Here is a 21,184-nt window from a genome sequence, read left to right as displayed (position 1 = left end):
CTCTCTACATCACGCCAGCCAGTTGACCGGGTGGCCGCTGGCAGTGGGGTAACCTGCTGCTGGAGGAAAGTCCGGGCTCCATCGAAACACGGTGCCGGGTAACGCCCGGCGAGGGCGACCTCAGGGAAAGTGCCACAGAAAGCAAACCGCCTCTCTTCGGAGCGGTAAGGGTGAAAGGGTGCGGTAAGAGCGCACCGCGGACCTGGCAACAGGGACGGCACGGTAAACCCCACCGGGAGCAAGACCAAATAGGGATGACGCGGGGCTCCGGCCCCAGCCGGTTTTGAGGCCAGATCATCCGGGTTGGTTGCACGAGTGTCCTGGTAACAGGCGCCACAGATGAATGGTCACCACGTCGCGGCAACGCGGCCCTACAGAACCCGGCTTATAGGTCAACTGGCGTTTACCTTGCCGATGCATGGCAGCAAATTCATGTTCAAGCGCAACGCTTTCACATACGCGCAATGTTGACGTAATGTTGGGGTGGATAATCTGGCCTTGTAAGCAAACACAAGGAGTTACCAGATGAAAAAGATCCTCGCTCTCGTTCTTGTCTCGGTCATGGTTATGGGCGTTGCCGCCCCATCTTTCGCGGCCACTGCCCATTCTTGCGTGTTCAAAGACGCCAGCATGTGCGTCAGCACGCCGATCAGCTCGATGAACAACGACGACAACTGACACCAGGCATAGTCAGTCCCGTTACCTCCAAGCGACGAGGCCCTTTGGACATGCATCCGGGGGCCTCATCCTATTTCTGGGTGGGTCGAAATTACACGACGTAATGTCGATTAATTTTGACATTGTGTCGGCTTTATCGTACTGACCTCTCGAAATGAATGGCGAGGGAAGTACGATGACGTTCAAGGAAATGAATGCAGCCGTCATGCTGCTGGGGTCAGTGGTGATTTCTGGCTGGGTGCTGCGTGACGCTCTTTCCGGCCCGCCAATGGCGCTGTCGGACGTCGCCGCCCGGCTGTGTTGGGCGATCGGAGCTGCAATTGTCTTCAACATTGTCGCGATCATTGTCTTCGCCATCCTGGTAAGCATCGCCCAAGGGCACGAAATCAAGGATGAACGCGCCGATGAGCGTGATCGTGCCATTGGCGCCAAGGCCATGCGCAATGCGTATGTCGTGGCTTCGCTTGCCGGGCTCGCAGTGCTGGTCACCTGGGCGATGGGGCAGGAGGCAACGACCGGTGCCTATGTTCTGTTCGGCGGGTTGATGCTGGCAGGAGCGGCGGACGCCACGTCCCGGCTTGTCTACTACCGTCTCGGCTAGTGCCATGGGCAAGGGACAGCCTGGGATCACCAACACCATCCGCGTCTTGCGCTTTCATGCCGGGGAAATGACCCAGGCGGCGCTGGCGGAGAAGGTGGGCGTGACGCGGCAGACCATCGTCGCGATCGAGCAGGGGCGCTATTCGCCATCGCTCGAAGTGGCGTTCCGCATTGCGGCGGCCTTCAAAGTGCCGTTGGAGCAGGTGTTCCAATGGGAAGCACCTGCCGAGGCGCAGGACTGAGACTCCCGACCAGATTGAACGGCTCAGAGCTGGTGCAATGCGCGCCGGCAAGCGATGCCGCATGGAGAAACGACGATGCAAGCAGCCCATTTGACCCGTTATGGTGGACCCGATGCGATCGACGTTTGCGAGGTGCCGCGTCCGGTGCCCAAGGCGAACGAAGTGCTGGTGCAGGTGCATGCGGCAAGTCTGACCCTGCCTGACCTGGCGATGCGCAAGGCCGATCCGTTTATCATCCGCTTCTTTAGCGGCCTGCTGCGCCCTAAAAACCCTGTACTGGGCGACAGTTTCTCCGGCGTGGTCGCGGGCGTGGGCAGTGCCGTGACGCGGTTTGCCATCGGCGACCTGGTGTTCGGCTCGACCGCCGTGGGGACGCATGCGCAATATATCGCTTTGCCGGAAGACAGCGCCATGGTGCACAAGCCAGCACGCATTGCGCATGCCGAGGCTGCAGGACTCAGCTACAGCTACCTCACGGCCATGCCGTTCCTGCGCGACGAGGGCAAGGTCAAGCCCGGCGACAGGGTGCTGATCAATGGCGGCTCGAGCAGCATCGGGTTGGTCGCAATCCAACTGGCGCGGCATTTCGGCGCCGACGTGACGGCGGTTTGCAGTGGGCGGAATGTGGAGCTCGTCCGCGCGCAGGGCGCCGGCGATGTCATCGACTACACCAGGGCCGACTTTACCAAGTCCACTAGCGCCTATGACGTGATCTTTGATGTGGTTGGCAAATCCAGCTTCGGCCGCTGCCGCGATGCGCTTAAGACCAATGGCATCTACCTGACGACGGTGCCCACGCTAGGCATCCTGCTCACCATGCTGACCACAGGGAAAGGTCCCAAGCGCGGCAAAATGGCGACGACGGGACTGCGTCCGATTGCCGACAAGCTCAGCGATCTCAAGGTTCTGGTGGGGTTGATCGAAGCTGGTGCGGTACATGGCGTGATCGACCGACGCTATCGGCTCGACCAGATCGCGGATGCTCATCGCTATGTCGAGACCGAGCGCAAGGCGGGCGATGTGGTGATCGAATTGGTTCCGGCCGGCACCGCCTGAAGCGGCGAGAAATCCCCAGCGAAATGCTAATGGGAAACAGAATCTTAAGCGTCGTCGCGCAATGTGCGGAGACGTTTACGATCCGGCCCTTCCGCCGGGAGTGGAGTAGTGGCCTTTATGGGCAAGCGTTCCATGCCCGAAACCAGCCAACATGCTGGCCCGCACGTCCCCGTCCTGCTGGACGAGGTCATCGCGGCCCTGTCTCCGCTATCAGGCAAGCGAATAGTGGATGGCACATTCGGGGCAGGTGGATACTCACGGGCGCTGCTTGAGGCCGGCGCCATCGTCATCGCCATCGATCGTGACCCGAGCGTGAAGCCCTATGCCGATGCGCTGATGGCCGAATTCGAAGGGCGCCTGACTTTCGTGCCCGGCACATTCTCCGAACTCGATACGCTGGCGGCTGAACATGGGCCCATTGACGGGGTCGTGCTCGATATCGGCGTCAGCTCGATGCAGCTCGACCAGGCAGACCGTGGCTTTTCCTTCATGCGCGAAGGTCCGCTCGACATGCGGATGGGCGCCGAGGGCGAAAGCGCCGCCGATCTGGTCAATACGCTCGATGTCGAGCCGCTGGCCAACCTGCTCTATGCCTTTGGCGAGGAACGCAAATCGCGGCGCATTGCCCAGTTCATCGTTGCCGCCCGCGAAACGGCGCCGATCGCCACGACGCTGGAACTGGCCCGTATCATCGAGAAGGCCATTGGCCGCAAGCCAGGCGATGCCCATCCGGCGACGCGCTCGTTCCAGGCCCTGCGCATCGCCGTCAATGCCGAGTTCGACCAGTTGGTCGAGGCATTGTTCGCTGCTGAGCGGCTGCTGGCTGAGGGCGGGCGTCTTGCCGTGGTGACCTTCCATTCGCTGGAAGACCGCATCGTCAAACGCTTCTTTGATCCCGACAAGGGTGGTCCGGCCCAATCGCGGCATCTGCCGCAGGTGGTGAGCGAAGAGCGGCGCTGGATTGAGGTGGCCAAGGCGACCAAGCCCGGCGAGGCCGAGCTGGACCGCAACCCCCGGGCACGCTCGTCGATCCTGCGCGCCGCCACACGTTCAAGCGCCGCTGCCCGCCCGGTCAAGTTCGACGGTCTCGGCGTGCCCCAGATCAGGGGCGCCGCATGATCCGCAATCTCAACATCCTCCTGATCTTCACCAGCGTGTTCATGCTGGCCGGCGTCTACGCGCTCAAATTCTCCATTGAGAACACAGCCAGCGAGCGCACGGCGCTGATCGCGCAGATCGACAGCCAGGAGGGTGAATTGTCCATCCTCAAGGCCGACGAGGCCGTGCTCAACCAGCCGGGCCATATCGAGCCGATCATCCGGCGCCACGAGCTGGTGCTGGCGATCGCGCCGGTCAAGCAGGAGCAGTTCGGCGCTTTCGAAGACCTGCCGATGCGCCCGGTGCAGGCCAAGCCCAATAGTGCGGCGATGAACGCACTGTTTACGGCGCTCGAATCCGGTGTCGATCCCATCGACGCTATCCTCGAACTCGAGGGCATAGAATAATGGCCGTGACGACGGAAGAATTCGGATCCACCATTGCCCTAGACGGCGCCCGCAAGGCGCGCGGCAACCTCACGCAGAACCGCATCCGCTGGATGGTGCTGGCCCTAGTGCTGGGTTTTGGCCTCGTCGGTGGACGCCTGATCCAGCTCGGCATGGTCGTGCCGGATTCTACCATCGAAGGCCAAGCGCGCGACGTCATCACCGCGACGCGGCCGCCCATTCTTGATCGCAATGGCCTGGAAATGGCCGTCGATATCCGCGTGCCGTCGCTCTATGCCGAGCCGCGCCGCATCATCGATGTCGAGGAGGCGGTGCGGGCCCTGCGCACAGTGCTGCCCGATCTCGATGAGGACTGGCTGCGCACGCGCTTGACCGGCGACAAGGGCTTTGTCTGGGTGCAGCGCGAATTGTCGCCCGCCATCCAGGAGCGCGTAATGCGGCTGGGTATTCCCGGCATCGACTTCATCACGGAGTCCAAGCGCTTCTATCCGGGTATGAGCGAAGCCAGCCATATCCTGGGGTCGACCAATATCGACAACCAGGGCATTGCCGGTATCGAGCGGCATATGGACACCGAGGATGTGGCGCTGCTGCAGGAGCTTGGCCTGGCGCGCGGCAATGCGTTGGCACCGGTCGAGCTTTCGGTCGATATGCGCGTGCAGCATGTGATGCACGAACAACTGGTCGATGCGATGACTCGCTATAAGGCCATCGCTGCCGCCGGCGTGATGATGGACGTCCACACCGGTGAGATCGTGGCGCTCGCGTCCATCCCGGATTTCAATCCGAACGAGCCGGCGACGGCGCTGGTCAAGGACAGCTTCAACCGCATTACCGCGGGCATTTTCGAGCCGGGCTCGATCTTCAAGACGGTCACCATGGCCGGTTCGCTCGACAGCGGCGCCGTGCAGATCACCGACCGCTTCGATGCCCGTTACGGCATTCGCTTCGGCCGCTTCACAATCGATGATTTCCACGGCAAGCACACGATCCTGAGCCTGCCCGAGGTCTACAAATACTCGTCCAATATCGGCACGATCCGCGTCATGCAGGCAATGGGCAAGGACAATTACCGCGCCTTTCTCACCACGATGGGCTTCGACGCGCGCGTGCAATTCGAACTGCCGGAAATGCGGCTGCCAACTGTCCCCAAGGAGCTGTCGGAAGTGGGCGCGGCTACGGCCTCATTCGGCCACGGACTGTCGGTATCGCCGCTGCATATGGTCACGGCCTACGCCGCCTTCGTCAACGGCGGCAACTATATCGCGCCGACCCTCTATCGCCGTGACCAAGCCGAGGCCTCGCTGCTCTATCGCCGGGTAATCAAGCCCGAGACCAGTGCCGAAATCCGCTATCTGATGCGCCTCAATGCACTTGAGGGTTCCGGGTCGCAGATGAACAAGGCGGCGCTTGGCTACCGCGTCGGTGGCAAGACCGGCACGGCTGAAAAGGTGGTCGATGGGCGCTACTCGTCCAACAAGGTGACCAACTTCTTCGGCTCGGCCTTCCCGCTGGACAATCCGCGCTATGCCATGGTCATCATGGTCGACGAGCCCAGGGCCGAAAATCCGCAATCGGGCACTACGGCCGGCTGGAACGCCGGCGCTGTAACCGGCCGCATCGTGCAGCGCGTCGCGCCGATGCTGGGCATTGCCCCCGACTTCTCCGAGGTTCTCGATGACAACCTTGTCCCGCCACAACTCAGATAGATTGATCCAGAAGGATTTGTCGCCGTGTCACTCAGCGTAACGCAACTGCTCGAAGGCTCCGGTGCCCGCCCCAAAAAGGGTCTGGGCGCCGTCTTCGGTCTCAATTCGGACAGCCGGCGCATCGAGCCGGGCGATATCTTCTTCGCGCTGCCGGGCGCCAATGTGCATGGCAACCAATTCGTCGCCGACGCGGTCAAGCGCGGTGCCTTGGCCATCATCAGCGACACGGCGCCGGTGGGTGATCCGGGCGTGCCCGTCATCATCGTCAAGGATGTGCGCGCGTCCTATGCGCGTGCCGCCTCGCGTATTTTCGAACCGCAGCCGGAAATCAACGTCGCGGTGACCGGCACCAATGGCAAGACCTCGGTTGCCTCGTTTGTGAGACAAATCTGGACCTATGCCGGCATTCCCGGCGCCAGCATCGGTACGCTGGGTGTCGAGACCGCCACCCGCCTGATCGAGGGCAGCCTCACCACGCCGGATTCGCGCACGCTGCACCAGTCGATGCGTGCGCTGAAGGCCCAGGGCATCGATCATGTGGCGCTCGAGGCATCCAGCCATGGGCTCGACCAGCGCCGCCTCGATGGCATGCATTTCGAGGCAGTGGCCTTCACCAATCTCAGCCGCGATCACCTCGATTATCACGCCGACATGGATGAATACCGTAACGCCAAGCTGCGGCTGTTCACGGACCTGCTGGTCGATAGCGGCCCGGCGGTGGTCAATGTCGACGACCCCGAATACGAGCCCTTCATGTTCGCGGCGCTCGGTGCCAGCGCGACGCTGCTGACCGTGGGTAGGGAAGGCGCCTATATCGAGGTGCTGTCGATCAAGCCGGAAGGCTATGGCCAGCGCGTGGAGGTGCGCCATGTCGGCGAAAAGTTGAGCTTCCACCTCCCGCTGACCGGCGAATTCCAGGTCAGCAACGCCATCGTGGCGGCGGCTTTGGCCATGTCGACTGGCGTCGACAAATCCCAGGCGTTTCCAGCGCTCAGTGAACTCAAGGGCGCCAAGGGGCGGCTGGAACTGGTCGCCGAGCACAATGGGGCGGCGATCTTTGTCGACTATTCGCACAAGCCCGTGGCGCTGGAATCGGCGCTTGCCTCGCTTCGGCCATATGCGAAGGGAAAGCTGCGCGTCGTGTTCGGGGCAGGGGGCGATCGCGACAAGGGCAAGCGGCCGATGATGGGCGAAGTCGCCCATCGCATGGCCGACGATGTCATCGTCACGGACGACAACCCGCGCACCGAAAAACCCGAGACCATCCGCGCGGAAATCCTCGCGGCAGCCAAGGGCGCCAAGGAAATCGGCGACCGCAAGGCGGCGATCACTGCTGCTGTCAAATGGCTGCAACCGGGCGATGTTTTGCTGGTTGCGGGCAAGGGCCACGAAGATTACCAGATCGTCGGAACGACGAAGCACCATTTCTCTGACCACGAAGCCGTGGCGGAGGCGATCAAGGGATAGTACGGCATGGGGTGGGAATGCGAGGCCTGCTGATCGGCGGAAGTTCCCACTGTGGCAAGTCAACGCTGGCACAGCGGCTGGGGGAAGCGCTGAGCTGGCGGGTCAACTCTACCGACAGCCTCGGGCGGCATCCCGGTCGGCCCTGGCTCGGTGTTCCCCCTCAGGTCGAAGAGTTCTACGAGTCGCTGACGGATGACACGATCTACTGGTTCCTGCGCGTGCATCACACCAATTTCTGGCCGCTGCTGACACGCACCATCGCTGAGGAGAAAGCTGTCCACGGTGGCTTCGTGCTGGAGGGATCGGCTCTTCGACCGGAGAATCTGGCGACGCTGGATGATCCCGAGCTGCTGGCTGTGTGCCTCTATGCCGAGCCCGAATTTCTTGCTGACCGCATTAGAGCCGAGAGCAACTACGCACAGCGGGATGCACGCCAGCAGCGCTTGATCGACAAGTTTATCACCCGTTCGCTACGCGACAATCGTGAGCTCTACGAGACCGCCATGGCACACGGCATTGAGGCCATCGACGTTGCTGGCGCAAGCGGCTTGGAACGCTCGACAGAACAACTGCTGCAAAAGCTGCAACACTAGCCTTTGGTTCGGGAACGCCGATGACCACACTCTACACCATCGCCGAAATCTGCGCCGCTACAGGTGGCGTCACCGACCTTGCGGGTGAGACCCCGATCAAGTCCATCTCCATTGACTCCCGCGAGTTGGGTCCCGATGCACTTTTCGTTGCCATCAAGGGCGACCGCTTCGACGGGCATGACTTTGTCGACAAGGCTATTGAAAATGGTGCCGCTGCGGCCCTCGTCCACGCCGGTGCGGGGCCGGGTCGTATCGTTGTTGCCGATGCCCTCGGAGGCTTGCGCGATATCGGCAGAGCCGCTCGCGAACGCAGTCGCGCCATCATCGTCGGCGTCACCGGCAGCGTCGGTAAGACGACGACCAAAGAGGCCATCCGGACGGTGTTCGAGGCCGCCGCCCAGACGCATTATTCGATCAAGAGCTTCAACAACCACTGGGGCGTGCCGCTGATGCTGGCGCGACTGCCGCGGGAGGCTCAGTTCGGTGTGTTCGAGATGGGGATGAGCGGCCCGGAAGAGATCCGGCCGCTGGCGCAGCTCGTTCGGCCGCATATCGCCGTGATCACGACGATTGCTGCAGCGCATCTGGAGGCGTTTGGTTCGCTGGAGGGCATTGCCCGCGCTAAGGCAGAGATTTTCGCTGGGCTGGAGCCGGGTGGCACTGTCGTACTCAATGCCGATCATCCGCAACTTGGCGTGTTGCTCGACGAGGCCAATGCAGCGGGCGTGACCAAGATCGTCACCTATGGCGAGGCTCGCGGTGCCGATTGGCAGATCCTCGATGTCCAGACCGCCGCCGAGAAGAGTTTCGCTACCGTGGAACATGATGGCGTGCGGCACGCGCTCGTCCTCAATGTTCCCGGGCGCCACATGATCGCCAATGCCACGGCAGCGTTAGCTGTGGCCCACCTGGCCGGCGTCGAGCCGGCAGTTGCCCTGCGTGCGCTGGCTGGCTTCGGCGCCCAATCAGGGCGGGGTCAACGCCTGACCCTGGGGCACCTCAACAAGCCATTGCTGCTGATCGACGAAAGCTACAATGCCAATACTGCGTCGATGGGTGCGGCGCTGGAGGTGTTTGCCGCCCAATCGGCGCCAGATGGCCGCAAGGTGCTGATCCTCGGCGACATGCTGGAGCTTGGTGCGCAATCGTCGATCCTTCATGCCAGTCTAAAGCCTGCCGTGCTCGCCTCGGGCGCGGAGCGCATCTATCTGGTCGGCCCTGCAATGGCAGCCTTGGCTGAGGCGCTGGGCACCGAGCGTGTTGCTGCCCACACACAGACAGCCGCCGAGTTGGCCGACATCCTGCGCAACGACCTTGCCTATGGCGACGCAGTTATGATCAAAGGGTCAAACGGCGTGGGGCTGGCACGGATCGTTGAAGCGATCCGCAAGCAGTTCGAGAGAAACTGACCCACCAACGAGGACGCTGCCTTTCATGTTGTACTTTCTCGGCCAGCTGGGTGATGCGCTCTCGGCCTTCAACGTCTTCCGCTACATCACTTTCCGCACGGCCGGCGCAGTAATCACGGCGCTGTTCTTTGTCTTCCTGTTCGGTCCCGGCATGATCGCCATGCTGCGCCTCAAACAGGGCCGTGGCCAGCCGATCCGCGAGGATGGCCCGGCCGGGCATCTGCTGACCAAGAAGGGCACGCCCACCATGGGCGGACTGATGATCCTGTCGGGCGCAGTGATCTCGACGCTGCTCTGGGCCAACCTCTCCAATGGCTATGTCTGGGTGGTGCTGTTCGTCACGCTCGGCTTCGGCGCCATCGGCTTTTACGACGACTATCTCAAGGTCAAGCGGATGAGCCATGCCGGCTTCGGCAGCAAGCAGCGCCTGCTGCTGGAAGCGCTGATCGGCGGCATCGCGGCCTTTGCGATTTCCCAGCTGACCTCGGGCGCCTACGGCACCTCAATGCTGTTCCCCTTCGTCAAGGACCTCGCCTGGAACCTGGGCTATTTCTACATCCTGTTCGGTGGCTTCGTGGTGGTCGCCGCGGGCAATTCGGTGAACCTCACCGATGGCCTTGATGGCCTCGCCATCGTGCCGGTGATGGTCGCTGCCGCGTGCTTTGCGTTGATTGCTTACCTGGTGGGTAGCGCCGATTTCTCGACATACCTGCTGCTCAACAACGTGCCGGGCACGGCCGAGCTGTCGGTGGTCTGCGGCGCGCTGATCGGGGCTGGACTTGGCTTCCTGTGGTTCAACGCACCACCGGCGCAGATTTTCATGGGCGATACCGGCTCGCTGGCCCTGGGTGGTGCCCTCGGCACCATCGCGGTCGCGACCAAGCACGAAATCGTCCTCGCGATAATCGGTGGCCTGTTTGTGTTGGAAACGGTGTCTGTCATCGTGCAGGTCACATCGTTCAAGCTGACCGGCAAGCGCGTGTTCCGCATGGCGCCAATCCACCACCATTTCGAGCATCTCGGTTGGACCGAGAGCCAGGTGGTGATCCGCTTCTGGATCATATCCTTCGTTCTGGCTCTGATCGGCCTGTCGAGCCTCAAGCTGCGCTGATTACTGCGGCGCCTTGGCGAAACCCTTGACCAGGATCGGCCCCGTCGGGCGGCCGGTCGGGGAGCCGGGCGCCGGTTCAAGCGTGATCTCGTAGAGCTGGCCGTTTTGCGGCTGAGGCAGATTTGCCCCGGCAAGACGGATGGTGGCGGGGTCACTGAAGGTTCCCAGGGATACCGGGCCGGTCGCCACGTCCGGTAGCGTCCAGACCTGAAGAATCTGTCCTTGGGGTACCTGGAAGTCTTCGAGTGGCACCAGGCGCACGCTGTTGTCGGCAAAGGCCTCGATGATGGCTCCGGGCGCAGCATCAGCCTCGTTGAGCAGCACCGCAATCATGACTGGCTGGGGACTTGTGGTCGCGCTCATGCTGCCGGCGAAGTATCCGACACCCAGGGCCACGACGACACTGGCAGCCAGTGGCAACCATGCCAGGTTGCGTTTTGGCCGAGTGCGCAATGGGACGACCGTTCCGTTCTGCGTTTCGAGGCCAGCTTCGATGGCCGCCCACAGCTGTGGGTTGGCCGCCGGCTTTCCCACAGTATCGTCGAGCGCGAGCATATGACGCTGCAGGCGCGTGACGGCATCGGCCACCTCGCGGTCGCTGGCGATGGTGGCTTCGAAACGCACTAGGTCCTCGCCGTCAAGCAGCCCGAGGACGTACAGCCCGACCTGTTCCATCTGCGCCCCGGTCATGACAGGCACTCCTGCAGGGAGACGACGCCGCGCCGGATCCACGCCTTCACAGTGCCGAGTGGCGCATTCATCGTCGCTGCCGCCTCGCCATGGTTGAGCCCTGTAACATAGCACAGCAAGATGGCGCGGCGCTTGGGCTCGTCCAGCCGTTCGAGGCAGGTGCGCAGGGCGTCGCGTTCCGCCAGGGTGTCGAATGCTGAAACGGCATCGGCCTGCCGGTCGCCAAGGTCGGCCAGGTCCGTTTCGTCGTGATACTCAACCCGCGCGTCGTTGCGCAGCAGGTTGAGGGCGCGGTTGCGGGCCATCACCGTCAGCCAAGCCCGACCATTGCCGCGCGCGCCGTCAAACTGGGCGGCCTTGCGCCAAACCGTCACGAAAATCTCCTGCACCACTTCCTCGGCCAGGTCGCGACGGCGCACGATACGCTGGGCGATCGCGACGAGGCGCCCGGACTCGCTGTTGAACAGCTGAGCTAGTGCGCCACGTTCGCCAGCGGCGACGCGGCGGAGCAGGTCATCGGTGTCGATCAAGTCGGACATGACGTGCAACATGGGCAAGTTCTCTCTTCCTGTCGATTACCCTTGCGCGCGACATGTGGATGCGCGGCGTAAACTTTTTTTTGCGGCACTGCATCTGCGGTGGCAGGCTCGCGGGTAATCCCCTCGTAACAGGCGCACGAGGCGCCACCCAAGAAACGAGGAGACGTCCAGATGACTGCCAAACTCCCCCTTGCCGCTATCTCCCTTGCTGCCCTGACACTGGCCACCGGCGCTGCGGTTGCTGCCCCCGCCGTTGGCCTTGTCGGTGGTTCAACGCTGGTCATGTTCGACACTGAAAGCCTTGCCGTCAGCGGCACGATGGAAGTCACCGGCGTTGACGGTCTGGCCGGTATCGACGTGCGTCCGGCTGACAAGATGGTCTATGGCGTGTCGCTGGCCGGCGAGGTCGTCACCATCGATACCGCCTCCGGCGCCGCTACGGTCAAGAGCACGCTGTCGGAAATGCTGCCGAGCTTTGAGGGCGCTATCGTCGACTTCAACCCGATGGCCGACCGCCTGCGCCTGATGGGCACCGATGGCACCAACCACCGCGTCAATGTCGATGACGGCATGGTCACGGTCGACGGCTCGCTGGCCTATATTGCCGGCGACATGCATGAGGGCGAGACGCCGGCCATCGTGGCCGCGGCCTATATCAACTCGATCGGCAAGCCCGAAGCGACTGGCATGTTCGATATCGATGCGACGATTGCAGCCCTGATCAAGCAGGCCCCGCCGAATGACGGCACGCTGGCTGCTGTCGGCAAACTGGGTGTGGAAGGATCGAGCTACGCCTTCGATATCTCCTCGACCGAAGATCTGACCAACACCGCCTGGCTGGTCATCGATAACACGCTGCACACGGTCGATACTGCGACCGGTGCTGCGACGGCTGTTGGCGCCATCGAGGGAGTGGACGGCATGATCTCGGATATCGCTGTTCTGCAGTAATCTGGGGTAGGGCCCGCTACCGGTCCCACCCACAAGATGTCACCCTCGGGTCGAGCTCGAGGGTGACGATCGCGGTTTGTGACTGGCGAGGATGGTCCTTCGCTCCCTTTCGCAAATTGCATTTCCGATTCGGAAATCGGTAACCAACCGGCTGCTACAATTCGATCCAGTTTGTATCGAGTAGTCTGGCCCCTCCCATGATGTTCTCCCGCGCCGAAAAAACGCCTCTGGCCGAATGGTGGTGGTCGATCGACCGGGAACTGCTGGGGGCGCTGATCCTGCTTCTGACCTGCGGCATGGTGCTGAGCTTTGCCGCCAGTCCGCCGGTGGCCGAGCGCATCGGGCTCAACGAATGGTTCTTCGTCATCCGCCACGCCATGTTCTGCGCCCTGGCGCTGCCGGTGATGGTCGTCACGTCGATGCTCAATCATCGCCATGCCCGCATCGTGGCGCTCCTGACATTTGCGGTGAGTCTGCTCCTGCTCTGGCTGACATTGCGCTTCGGCACCGAGGTCAAGGGTGCGCGGCGCTGGATTTCCTTTGCCGGCCAGTCGGTGCAGCCGTCCGAATTCGTCAAGCCGGCCTTCGCGGTGCTGGCGGCCTGGCTGTTCTCGGAATCGATGATCCATCGCAACGTGCCCGGCCGCATACTCGCGACGCTTGCAATGGGTGCCATCGTCGCCGCGCTGCTGCTGCAGCCTGACATCGGCCAGACCGCCCTGGTGCTGGGCACCTATGCCGTGCTGCTGTTCCTCAGCGGCATTTCCTGGTTCATCATTTTCGGGCTGGCGGGCGCAGCTGGTGCGCTGCTGTTCGGCGCCTACATGTTCTTCCCGCACGTGTCGCGCCGTATCGATACTTTCCTCAATCCTGAGGGCGGCGGCAATACCTACCAGATCGACCGGGCGCTGCAGTCGCTGATGGAAGGTGGCTGGTTCGGACGCGGTCCGGGCGAATCCATTGCCAAGAAGCTGATCCCCGACGCCCATGCCGACTACGTGTTTTCCGCTGCTGCCGGCGAGTTCGGCATTCTGTTCTGCATGGTGCTGGTGACGCTGATCGCCTTCATCGTCATTCGCGCCATGATGGGGGCACAAAGGCAGACCAGCCTGTTCGCGCGTCTTGCTGCATCAACCCTGGCGATTCAGTTCGCCATGCAATCGGGCATCAATCTGGCCGTGAACCTCAATCTCATTCCGCCCAAGGGCATGACCCTGCCATTCGTCTCCTATGGCGGCACCTCGATGATCGCCATCGCCTTCGGCATGGGGCTGATGCTGGCCTTCACCCGTACCAAGCCCGAGGAGCGCATGGCCACGGGCCTGCCCAGCTACAAGAGCGCCGTGGCGCCATTGGCGCCGGCCGAATGAAGAAGTTCATGCTTATGGCAGGTGGTACGGGAGGGCACCTCTTCCCGGCCATGGCGCTGGCGCAGGAGTTGGTTCGGCGCGGCCATGCGGTCGAGTTGATGACCGATCATCGCGTCGAGGCCTATGGCTCCGATTTTCCGGCGAGCGCGATCCATATCGTGCCGTCGGCTACACCTTCGCTCAGCAATCCGTTCAAGTTCGTCGCTGGTGGATTCAAGATATTGCGCGGCATCGCCGTGGCTTTCGGCAAGCTGCGGCAGAGCCAGCCCGATTGCGTTATCGGCTTTGGCGGCTATCCGACCTTTCCGCCCTTCGTCGCCGCCAATTTCCTGGGCATTCCCGGTATCCTGCATGAGCAGAATGCGGTGATGGGCCGGGCCAATCGGGCCCTGGGCCGTTTCGCCGACATCCTGGCGATGAGCTTCTCCGCGACCAAATTCGCCGATGTGCAGAACCTCGAAAAGGTCGTGACCGGCAATCCGGTGCGCGATCGGGTGCGCGATGTCGCCGGCACGCCCTATCCGGAGCTGACCGCCGATGGTCCGATCCACCTTGTCGTGTTCGGCGGTAGCCAAGGCGCCAAGGCGATGTCGGATATCGTGCCATCAGCGGTGGCGCTGATCCCCGATACTATCCGGCCACGCCTGCAGATCGTGCAGCAGTGTCGGGCGGAGGATCTTGACCGTGTTGCCGAGGTCTATCGCAAGGCCAAGGTCAATGTGGAGCTGGCAGCGTTCTTTACCGATCTGCCCGAGCGTATCGCGAAGTCGCACCTGGTGATCGGCCGCTCGGGCGCCTCGACCATTGCAGAACTGACAGTGATCGGCCGGCCATCCATTCTGGTGCCGCTGCCGGGCGCGCTCGATGCCGATCAGAAGAACAATGCGCTGGTGGTGGAAGCGGCTGGTGGTGGCTGGGTGGCCGAGCAGGCCTCGCTGTCGCCGCAATCGCTTGGCACTCGCCTCACGGACCTGTTAACAGACCCAACGACCCTCCCCAAAGCCGCTGCCGCAGCCCGTTCGCTGGGGCAGCCGCGCGCTGTCGAGAAGCTGGCGGACCTCGCCGAAATGCTCTCCGGCAAGAACATGATGGAAGACAGCAGATGAAGATGCCTCGCGACCTCGGCCCCGTCCATTTCATCGGGATCGGCGGTATCGGTATGAGTGGTATTGCCGAAATCCTGCACAACCAGGGCTATACGGTGCAGGGCTCGGATGCCTCGGCCAGCGCCAATGTGCAGCGCCTGCGCGACATGGGCATCAAGGTCGAGATCGGCCAGAGCGGCGACAATCTCGGCAAGGCCGAGGTGGTTGTGGTGTCCTCGGCCATCAAGAAGGACAATCCGGAGCTGGTCGCCGCGCGCGCCAAGGCATTGCCGATCGTGCGTCGGGCAGAAATGCTCGCCGAGATCATGCGGTTCAAGACCGCCATTGCCATTGGCGGCACGCATGGCAAGACCACAACGACGACGTTGGTGGCGACGCTGCTCGATGCCGGCAATCTCGATCCGACCGTCATCAATGGCGGCATCATCAATGCCTATGGCACAAACGCGCGCCTGGGGCAGGGCGACTGGATGGTGGTTGAGGCAGACGAGAGCGACGGCACCTTCGTCAAGCTGCCGGCCGATGTGGCCATCGTCACCAATATCGATCCCGAGCATCTCGACCATTACGGCGACTTCGAAGGCGTGAAGAAGGCCTTCCACCAGTTCGTCGAGAACGTACCCTTCTATGGCTTTGCCGTGATGTGCCTCGATCACCCCGAAGTGCAGGCGCTGGTGGGTGAGATCAAGGATCGCCGCGTCATCACCTATGGCCGCAACCCGCAGGCCGATGTGCGGTTGATCGATCTTGAAACCATCGATGGGGTCAGCCATTTCTCGGTCGAAATCCGCGACCGCATCCGGCTGACCCAGTTGCGTATCGACGGGCTCGAACTGCCGATGCCGGGCGTCCACAACGCACTCAATGCGACTGCCGCGATTGCCGTCGCCGACCAGCTGCGCATTCCTGCCGATGCCATCCGCAAGGGGCTCAAGGGCTTCACCGGCGTCAAGCGCCGCTTCACCAGGACCGGCGTGGTCGGTGGCATCACCGTCATCGACGACTATGGCCACCATCCGGTGGAAATCGCTGCCGTGCTCAAGGCGGCGCGCTCTTCGGCAAAGCGTGATGTCATCGCCGTGGTGCAGCCGCATCGCTATTCGCGCCTGCATGATCTGTTCGATGATTTCTCAGCGTGTTTCAACGATGCGGACACGGTCATTGTGGCACCGGTCTACGCAGCCGGAGAACAGGCCATTGCTGGCGTGACGCATGAGGAACTGGTCAACCGCATCCGCGCCCGCGGCCATCGCGATGCTCGCATTCTCGACAAGCCCGAAGATTTGCCGGCGCTGATCGCCAGCCGGGCGGAGGCAGGGGACTATGTCGTGTGCCTCGGCGCCGGCAACATCACGCAGTGGGCCGCGACCTTGCCGGCCGAGTTGGGTGCGCTGATCGGTAAGGATCCCGAATGACCAAGCACGTCGCCGTCCTGATGGGCGGATTGTCCAATGAACGGCCGGTGTCGCTCAGTTCCGGCAAGGGCTGCGCCGAGGCTCTGCGCAATGCCGGCTATCGGGTGACCGAGGTCGATGTTGGCTATGACATTGCCGAACGGCTGCGCGAGATTGCGCCGGACGTGGCGTTCAATGCCCTGCATGGCCGGTTTGGCGAGGATGGCGCGATCCAGGGTGTGCTGGAATTCCTGCGGATCCCCTATACCCACTCGGGCGTGCTGTCGTCGGCGCTGGCGATGGACAAGCACCAGGCCAAGATCGTGATGAAGGCGGCGGGAATTCCGGTTACCGACCACGTCATTGCCTCCAGGGCCGAGGTTGGCCGGGCCCATGTGATGCCGGCGCCTTATGTGGTGAAGCCGGTGGCCGATGGCTCCAGCTTCGGCATCCTGATCGTCAAGGCCGACCAGTCCCATCCGCCGCAGGAAATCCTGGGCGAGGACTGGAAGGGCGGCGACGAATTGATGGTCGAGCGCTACATTCCCGGTCGCGAGCTGACCTGCGCCGTGATGGGCGATGTCGCGCTTGGTGTGACGGAGATCGTTACGGACCTGGCCTTCTACAATTTTGAGGCGAAATACTCCGCCGGTGGATCACAACACATTGTGCCGGCTCAAATTTCACCGAAAATTTACGACAAAGTGCAGAAGATGAGCCTGAAGGCGCATGCTGCGCTTGGCTGCCGTGGCATCACCCGAACCGACTTCCGCTTCAACGATGCGGCGGGAGAAGATGGTGAGCTTGTCTGTCTGGAAATCAACACCCAGCCGGGCATGACCCCCACCTCGCTGGCGCCTGAACAGGCGCTACATGCCGGGCATTCCTTCGAAGAACTGGTCGCCTGGATGGTGGAGGACGCGAGTTGCAACAGGTAAAGAGCGAGGCCTTTCTCGCTGGCGCAAGGATCGTCGATCCCCGCGCATTGCCTGTTCCTGTCCGTTCTCCCCGGCGCAAGCTCGCCAACAATATCGGCCGTACCTTCGTTCTGCATGGCAAGGCGATCCGTCGTGGGGTCGCCGTCGCCGCGCTTCTGGCCGCCAGCGTTGCTGTCTATGAATTGCGCCAACCCATCGCCTTTGCCGGCCTGATGCTCGGCGAGGTGGCGCAGGGACGGTTTGCCGATGCCGGCTTTGCCATCGGCGAGATTTCCATCACCGGCCAGCGCCTGACCGGCGAGCAGGCTATCTTCGATGCCCTGGGCATCGAGCCGCATACCTCCACGGTCAGCTTCGATGTCGAAGCGGCCCGCCAGCGCATCGCCGAGCTGCCGTCGATCGAAACCGTCAGCGTGCGCAAGACCTATCCGGGCGACGTGATCGTAACGGTAACTGAGAAGGTGCCGGTCGCCCGCTGGCGCGTCGATGGCATTACCTTCGTGGTCGATGCGTCGGGCGAACAGATCGGCGAGGATCGTGGCGCCTATACCGACTTGCCGCTGGTGGTTGGCGATGGCGCCAATGACGATGCCATGGTGATGATCCGCGCGCTCGACCAATATCCCGAACTCAAGGATGGCCTGGTCGCGCTGTCGCGCATCGCCGATCGCCGCTGGGACCTCATCTACGAGACCGGCCTGCGCGTGCAACTGCCGGAACTGGGCGTTGCCGGTGCGCTGCGCCATCTCGTCGGTTACCAGAACGACTACCAATTGCTCGATCGCGACTTGACCGTGATCGACCTGCGCGTTCCCAGTCTTGTGGCCGTGCGCCCCACCAAAACCGAAGAAGAACTCAAGGCTGACGAGGAGGAGCGGCTGGCGGCCATTGCCGAGCGCGCTCGGTCGACCCAGCCCTATCCCCTACCGCCGCGCACCCTTCCGTCCCAGACATTCTCCCAACCGACTGCTCCGCAATGATGACCGACGCCATGACTTCCCGGCTTCGCCCCGTCCAGCACGGCAAGACCACCCTGGTCGCCGTGCTCGATATCGGCTCGACCAAGATTTGTTGCGTCATCGCGCGCCTGACGCCGCGCCCCGAGGGCAAGGCGCTCAAGGGCCGCTCGCACCAGGCCGAAGTGATCGGTTTCGGCTATGGCCCCTCTTCGGGCGTCAAGAGCGGCGTCGTCACCGATATCGAAAAGGCCGAGCAGACCATTCGCTCCGTGGTCGGCATGGCGGAGCGCGCGGCAGGGCTGACGCTGGAATCGGTGCTGGTCAATGTCACGGCGGGCCGCCTCGGCTCGGAGACCTTCTCGGCCGCGGTGTCGCTTGATGGCCAGGAAGTCGAAAAATCCGATATCCACCGCGTGCTGCGCGCCGTCAACGAGCGCTCCGTACGGCCGGAACGCTCGATCATCCACGCGTTACCGATTGGTTACGCGATCGACGGCCAGAAAGGCATTCGCGATCCCAAGGGCATGGTCGGCGACAAGCTCGGCGTCGACGTTGCCGTCGTGAGCTCAGAAACGCTCGCCATGCGCAATCTCGAACTGGTGCTGCATCGCTGCCACCTGCAGATCGAGGCCCTGGTCGCCACCCCCTATGCCTCGGGCCTGGCCACTTTGGTTGATGACGAAGCCAAGCTGGGCGTCGCCTGCATCGACTTCGGCGGCGCCACCACGACGGTTTCGGTCTTCAACGAAGGCCACCTGGTCTATGCCGATGCCATCGCCATCGGCGGCCATCACCTGACGCTCGATATCGCCCGGCAGCTCTCTGTGTCCGTCGCGGACGCCGAGCGCCTCAAGACCTTCTACGGCTCCGTGCTGCCAGGCCAAGCCGATGAGCGCGATCTGATCCCGATCCAGCCCGTCGGCGCATCGCATGACGAGGCGCCGGGACAAGTAGCCCGATCCGTTCTGACCCGCATCATGCGCCCCCGCATCGAGGAAATCCTCACCGCCATACGCGACCGCATGCAGGCCACCGGCATGATGGATGTCTGCGGCCGCCGCTTCGTGCTCACCGGCGGCGCCAGTGAAATGACCGGCCTGCCGGAAGTCGCCCGCCGCACACTGGCCCGCAACGTCCGCAACGGCCGCCCGATGGGCATTGCCGGCCTGCCCGAAATGGCCAAGGGCGCCGCATTCGCCACAGTGGCCGGTATGCTGATCTATCCGCAGGTCTGTTCCCAGGAATACCAGGAGCCGCGCGGCTCACGGAAACTGACGGGCACCGACGGCTATTTTGCCCGGGTCGGCAACTGGCTGAAGACGAGCTTCTAGAAGCGCCGGGTCTGACGTTACCAAGCCCGCCCCACCTCTTCACCCAGTGTCGAGGCCAGCCGCCGCCGGGTCGCGGCTTCGAATTCCTCCGGCCATGCGATGTCCAGCCGCTTTGCCATAGCGCGAGCCCGCGGCATGAATTCGCGGGCCACCGCAAGGTTGGCGGCGATCAGCGCTTCACGCTCCGGACCGGGATAGGGCAGGGATGCCAGCAGCTGCATCTGTTCCGGCGGCAGCAGCTTGGATTGATGCAGGATGCCGCCTGGGTCGGGGTTGGTCACGTCCTGCATCAACAGCGCCTCCAGGTGGCCGCGCATCATGCCGACGCCCAGCACCATGGTCACATATTCGCCCCGGCCCACGCCGACCGGCATCAGGCCCAACATGCGGATGAACTCGTGGATCAGGTATTGCACGGTTCCTGCATCCGGCTCTTTGGGCGGCAGGGTATCGGGCAATCCGTCGTAGATGCCGTCGCGGTCGATCAGGGGCTTGACCAGGTTCTTGGCGCGCCGGCCGAAGTCCTTCGCCGTTGCCACCGTCAAGTCACAGCGCAGCCACTCTTCGGAGATGGCGTTGAGCACGATCACACCGCGGGGCAATTCGTTCCAGAACACGATCGGCGTTATCCGCTGCAGGACTGCACGCCACTGGTCGGCGACCATTCGCTCCTGGCCCTCTGACACCACGGCGATGAAGTCGACGTCGCTCCAATCATCCGCCGTGCCGCGGCCATAGCTGCCAGCAAGGAAGAGGCCGCGCACGGCCTCGATATCCATCGGCGCCTTCACGGCCTCGATAAGCTGCTGCTGGTCCACGATTTCCTCCCAGGTTGGCGGCACACTAGCCCAGCGCCACCAAAAGGGAAGGGATCACGCCCCGGCATAGGCCTTCTCTAAATCCGCAACGATCAGCTTACGCATTTTCAGCATGGCATCGGTCGCTCGCCCAGCGCCCGCGGGGTCGGCGCCCATGACGGTGGAGTAGATCTGCTTGGGTACGACCTGCCAGGAGAGGCCGAACTGGTCCTTGCACCAGCCGCACATGCTCTCTTCGCCGCCATTGTCGACGAAGCTGTTCCAGAAGTGATCCACCTCGGCCTGGCCGTCGCATTCGACCATGAAGCTGACAGCCTCGGAGAAGGGGAACTGGCTTTCGGCGGGGCCGCTGCCGTTGAGCAGGAAGAATTTCTGGCCAGCCAGTTCGATGACAGCGGTAAAGGCCGCGCCAGCAGGGTCATGCCGGGCAACATTGTGGACTTTGGCATCCTTGAAGGTCGCCGTGTAGAATTTGATCGCGTCGTCGATGCGGTTGTTGAACCACAGGCAGGGCATCATGGTGGTCACGGTCGTTCTCCTCGTTGGTGTTCTGTAGTCCAGAACCAATGTGTTATATTGCTATATGGTTATATGGTGCCTGTCAACGGTTGGTGCGCGGCGGCGGGGCCGGACGTGGTTAACAGGGGCTGAACGCGTAACGCCCAAGTGTCGCAAATTGCGGTCACGTTAACATCGGCGGGACAATTGTTAGGGGCCG

The 21,184-nt window shown here is 62.8% G+C and carries 22 protein-coding genes and 1 other RNA gene; 19 read left to right on the top strand and 4 right to left on the bottom strand.

Annotated features, from left to right (window positions below; genetic code table 11):
• The first annotated feature begins 18 nt into the window (after window positions 1-18).
• The 12 genes from rnpB (at window position 19) to mraY (ending at window position 10,370) form a co-directional block, all read left to right on the top strand.
• An RNA gene (gene rnpB, locus IM737_RS05785) (RNase P RNA component class A) lies at window positions 19-404 on the top strand.
• 121 nt (window positions 405-525) lie between these two features.
• Window positions 526-678 carry a hypothetical protein gene (locus IM737_RS05780; RefSeq protein WP_236898970.1) on the top strand — a complete coding sequence of 51 codons (153 nt, stop codon included), beginning with the start codon at window positions 526-528 and terminating at the stop codon, window positions 676-678.
• A 175-nt stretch (window positions 679-853) separates the two neighbouring features.
• Window positions 854-1,279, top strand: coding sequence for a hypothetical protein (locus IM737_RS05775; RefSeq protein ID WP_236898969.1), 426 nt, complete (start codon window positions 854-856; stop codon window positions 1,277-1,279).
• Between the two features lie 4 nt (window positions 1,280-1,283).
• Window positions 1,284-1,520 (top strand): helix-turn-helix transcriptional regulator, encoded by a 237-nt coding sequence (locus IM737_RS05770; protein ID WP_272906550.1) that lies wholly within the window; start codon window positions 1,284-1,286, stop codon window positions 1,518-1,520.
• A gap of 75 nt (window positions 1,521-1,595) precedes the next feature.
• Window positions 1,596-2,576: an NAD(P)-dependent alcohol dehydrogenase gene (locus tag IM737_RS05765; RefSeq protein WP_236898968.1), complete on the top strand. Its 981-nt coding sequence runs from the start codon at window positions 1,596-1,598 to the stop codon at window positions 2,574-2,576.
• 117 nt (window positions 2,577-2,693) lie between these two features.
• Window positions 2,694-3,695: a 16S rRNA (cytosine(1402)-N(4))-methyltransferase RsmH gene (gene rsmH, locus IM737_RS05760; protein WP_236898967.1), complete on the top strand. Its 1,002-nt coding sequence runs from the start codon at window positions 2,694-2,696 to the stop codon at window positions 3,693-3,695.
• Window positions 3,692-4,081, top strand: a complete 390-nt coding sequence (gene ftsL / locus IM737_RS05755) for a cell division protein FtsL (protein ID WP_236898966.1) — start codon at window positions 3,692-3,694, stop codon at window positions 4,079-4,081. Before rsmH ends, ftsL begins: the two co-directional genes overlap by 4 nt.
• On the top strand, window positions 4,081-5,790 hold the full coding sequence (locus tag IM737_RS05750) for a peptidoglycan D,D-transpeptidase FtsI family protein (protein ID WP_236898965.1): 1,710 nt from the start codon (window positions 4,081-4,083) through the stop codon (window positions 5,788-5,790). The genes ftsL and IM737_RS05750 overlap by 1 nt, the downstream gene beginning before the upstream one ends.
• A 24-nt stretch (window positions 5,791-5,814) precedes the next feature.
• Window positions 5,815-7,257, top strand: a complete 1,443-nt coding sequence (locus tag IM737_RS05745; protein ID WP_236898964.1) for a UDP-N-acetylmuramoyl-L-alanyl-D-glutamate--2,6-diaminopimelate ligase — start codon at window positions 5,815-5,817, stop codon at window positions 7,255-7,257.
• A 17-nt stretch (window positions 7,258-7,274) separates the two neighbouring features.
• Window positions 7,275-7,850 carry a hypothetical protein gene (locus IM737_RS05740; protein WP_236898963.1) on the top strand — a complete coding sequence of 192 codons (576 nt, stop codon included), beginning with the start codon at window positions 7,275-7,277 and terminating at the stop codon, window positions 7,848-7,850.
• A gap of 20 nt (window positions 7,851-7,870) precedes the next feature.
• Window positions 7,871-9,259: a UDP-N-acetylmuramoyl-tripeptide--D-alanyl-D-alanine ligase gene (locus tag IM737_RS05735; protein WP_236898962.1), complete on the top strand. Its 1,389-nt coding sequence runs from the start codon at window positions 7,871-7,873 to the stop codon at window positions 9,257-9,259.
• Between the two features lie 25 nt (window positions 9,260-9,284).
• Entirely contained in the window at window positions 9,285-10,370 is a 1,086-nt protein-coding gene (gene mraY, locus IM737_RS05730) for a phospho-N-acetylmuramoyl-pentapeptide-transferase (protein ID WP_236898961.1), read from the top strand.
• Here mraY and IM737_RS05725 read toward each other — a convergent pair whose 3' ends face one another.
• Together IM737_RS05725 and IM737_RS05720 are read right to left on the bottom strand one after the other, a co-directional pair.
• Window positions 10,371-11,060 (bottom strand): anti-sigma factor, encoded by a 690-nt coding sequence (locus tag IM737_RS05725; RefSeq protein ID WP_236898960.1) that lies wholly within the window; start codon window positions 11,058-11,060, stop codon window positions 10,371-10,373. It abuts the gene before it with no gap.
• The gene (locus tag IM737_RS05720; RefSeq protein WP_236898959.1) at window positions 11,057-11,599 is read right to left on the bottom strand and encodes a sigma-70 family RNA polymerase sigma factor; all 543 of its coding nucleotides are present in this window, start codon (window positions 11,597-11,599) and stop codon (window positions 11,057-11,059) included. The genes IM737_RS05725 and IM737_RS05720 overlap by 4 nt, the downstream gene beginning before the upstream one ends.
• A gap of 171 nt (window positions 11,600-11,770) precedes the next feature.
• Between IM737_RS05720 and IM737_RS05715 the strand changes: the two genes are divergently transcribed.
• The 7 genes from IM737_RS05715 to ftsA all read left to right on the top strand — a co-directional run bounded on the left by IM737_RS05715 (window position 11,771) and on the right by ftsA (window position 19,648).
• The gene (locus tag IM737_RS05715) at window positions 11,771-12,550 is read left to right on the top strand and encodes a DUF4394 domain-containing protein (protein WP_236898958.1); all 780 of its coding nucleotides are present in this window, start codon (window positions 11,771-11,773) and stop codon (window positions 12,548-12,550) included.
• Window positions 12,551-12,747: 197 nt separating this feature from the next.
• On the top strand, window positions 12,748-13,920 hold the full coding sequence (locus IM737_RS05710; RefSeq protein ID WP_442874172.1) for an FtsW/RodA/SpoVE family cell cycle protein: 1,173 nt from the start codon (window positions 12,748-12,750) through the stop codon (window positions 13,918-13,920).
• A complete protein-coding gene (murG, locus tag IM737_RS05705) occupies window positions 13,917-15,026 on the top strand; it encodes an undecaprenyldiphospho-muramoylpentapeptide beta-N-acetylglucosaminyltransferase (protein WP_236898957.1) in 1,110 nt (369 codons plus the stop codon). The genes IM737_RS05710 and murG overlap by 4 nt, the downstream gene beginning before the upstream one ends.
• Window positions 15,023-16,441, top strand: coding sequence for a UDP-N-acetylmuramate--L-alanine ligase (gene murC / locus IM737_RS05700; RefSeq protein WP_236898956.1), 1,419 nt, complete (start codon window positions 15,023-15,025; stop codon window positions 16,439-16,441). The genes murG and murC overlap by 4 nt, the downstream gene beginning before the upstream one ends.
• Complete coding sequence (locus IM737_RS05695) at window positions 16,438-17,358, top strand: D-alanine--D-alanine ligase (protein ID WP_236898955.1); 921 nt, start codon at window positions 16,438-16,440, stop codon at window positions 17,356-17,358. The genes murC and IM737_RS05695 overlap by 4 nt, the downstream gene beginning before the upstream one ends.
• A complete protein-coding gene (locus tag IM737_RS05690) occupies window positions 17,346-18,338 on the top strand; it encodes a cell division protein FtsQ/DivIB (protein ID WP_236898954.1) in 993 nt (330 codons plus the stop codon). Before IM737_RS05695 ends, IM737_RS05690 begins: the two co-directional genes overlap by 13 nt.
• Window positions 18,335-19,648, top strand: coding sequence for a cell division protein FtsA (gene ftsA, locus IM737_RS05685; protein WP_442874171.1), 1,314 nt, complete (start codon window positions 18,335-18,337; stop codon window positions 19,646-19,648). Before IM737_RS05690 ends, ftsA begins: the two co-directional genes overlap by 4 nt.
• Before the next feature lie 17 nt (window positions 19,649-19,665).
• On the opposite strand, the gene IM737_RS05680 is transcribed toward ftsA, so the two are convergent.
• Window positions 19,666-20,466 carry a nucleotidyltransferase domain-containing protein gene (locus IM737_RS05680; protein WP_236898952.1) on the bottom strand — a complete coding sequence of 267 codons (801 nt, stop codon included), beginning with the start codon at window positions 20,464-20,466 and terminating at the stop codon, window positions 19,666-19,668.
• Window positions 20,467-20,520: 54 nt separating this feature from the next.
• The gene (locus IM737_RS05675) at window positions 20,521-20,985 is read right to left on the bottom strand and encodes a VOC family protein (RefSeq protein ID WP_336886241.1); all 465 of its coding nucleotides are present in this window, start codon (window positions 20,983-20,985) and stop codon (window positions 20,521-20,523) included.
• Between the last annotated feature and the right edge of the window lie 199 nt (window positions 20,986-21,184).

This window comes from Devosia sp. SL43 (assembly GCF_021729885.1).
In the GTDB taxonomy this organism is placed as follows: Bacteria; Pseudomonadota; Alphaproteobacteria; order Rhizobiales; family Devosiaceae; genus Devosia.
This window is presented reverse-complemented; position numbering and strand designations above follow the sequence as displayed.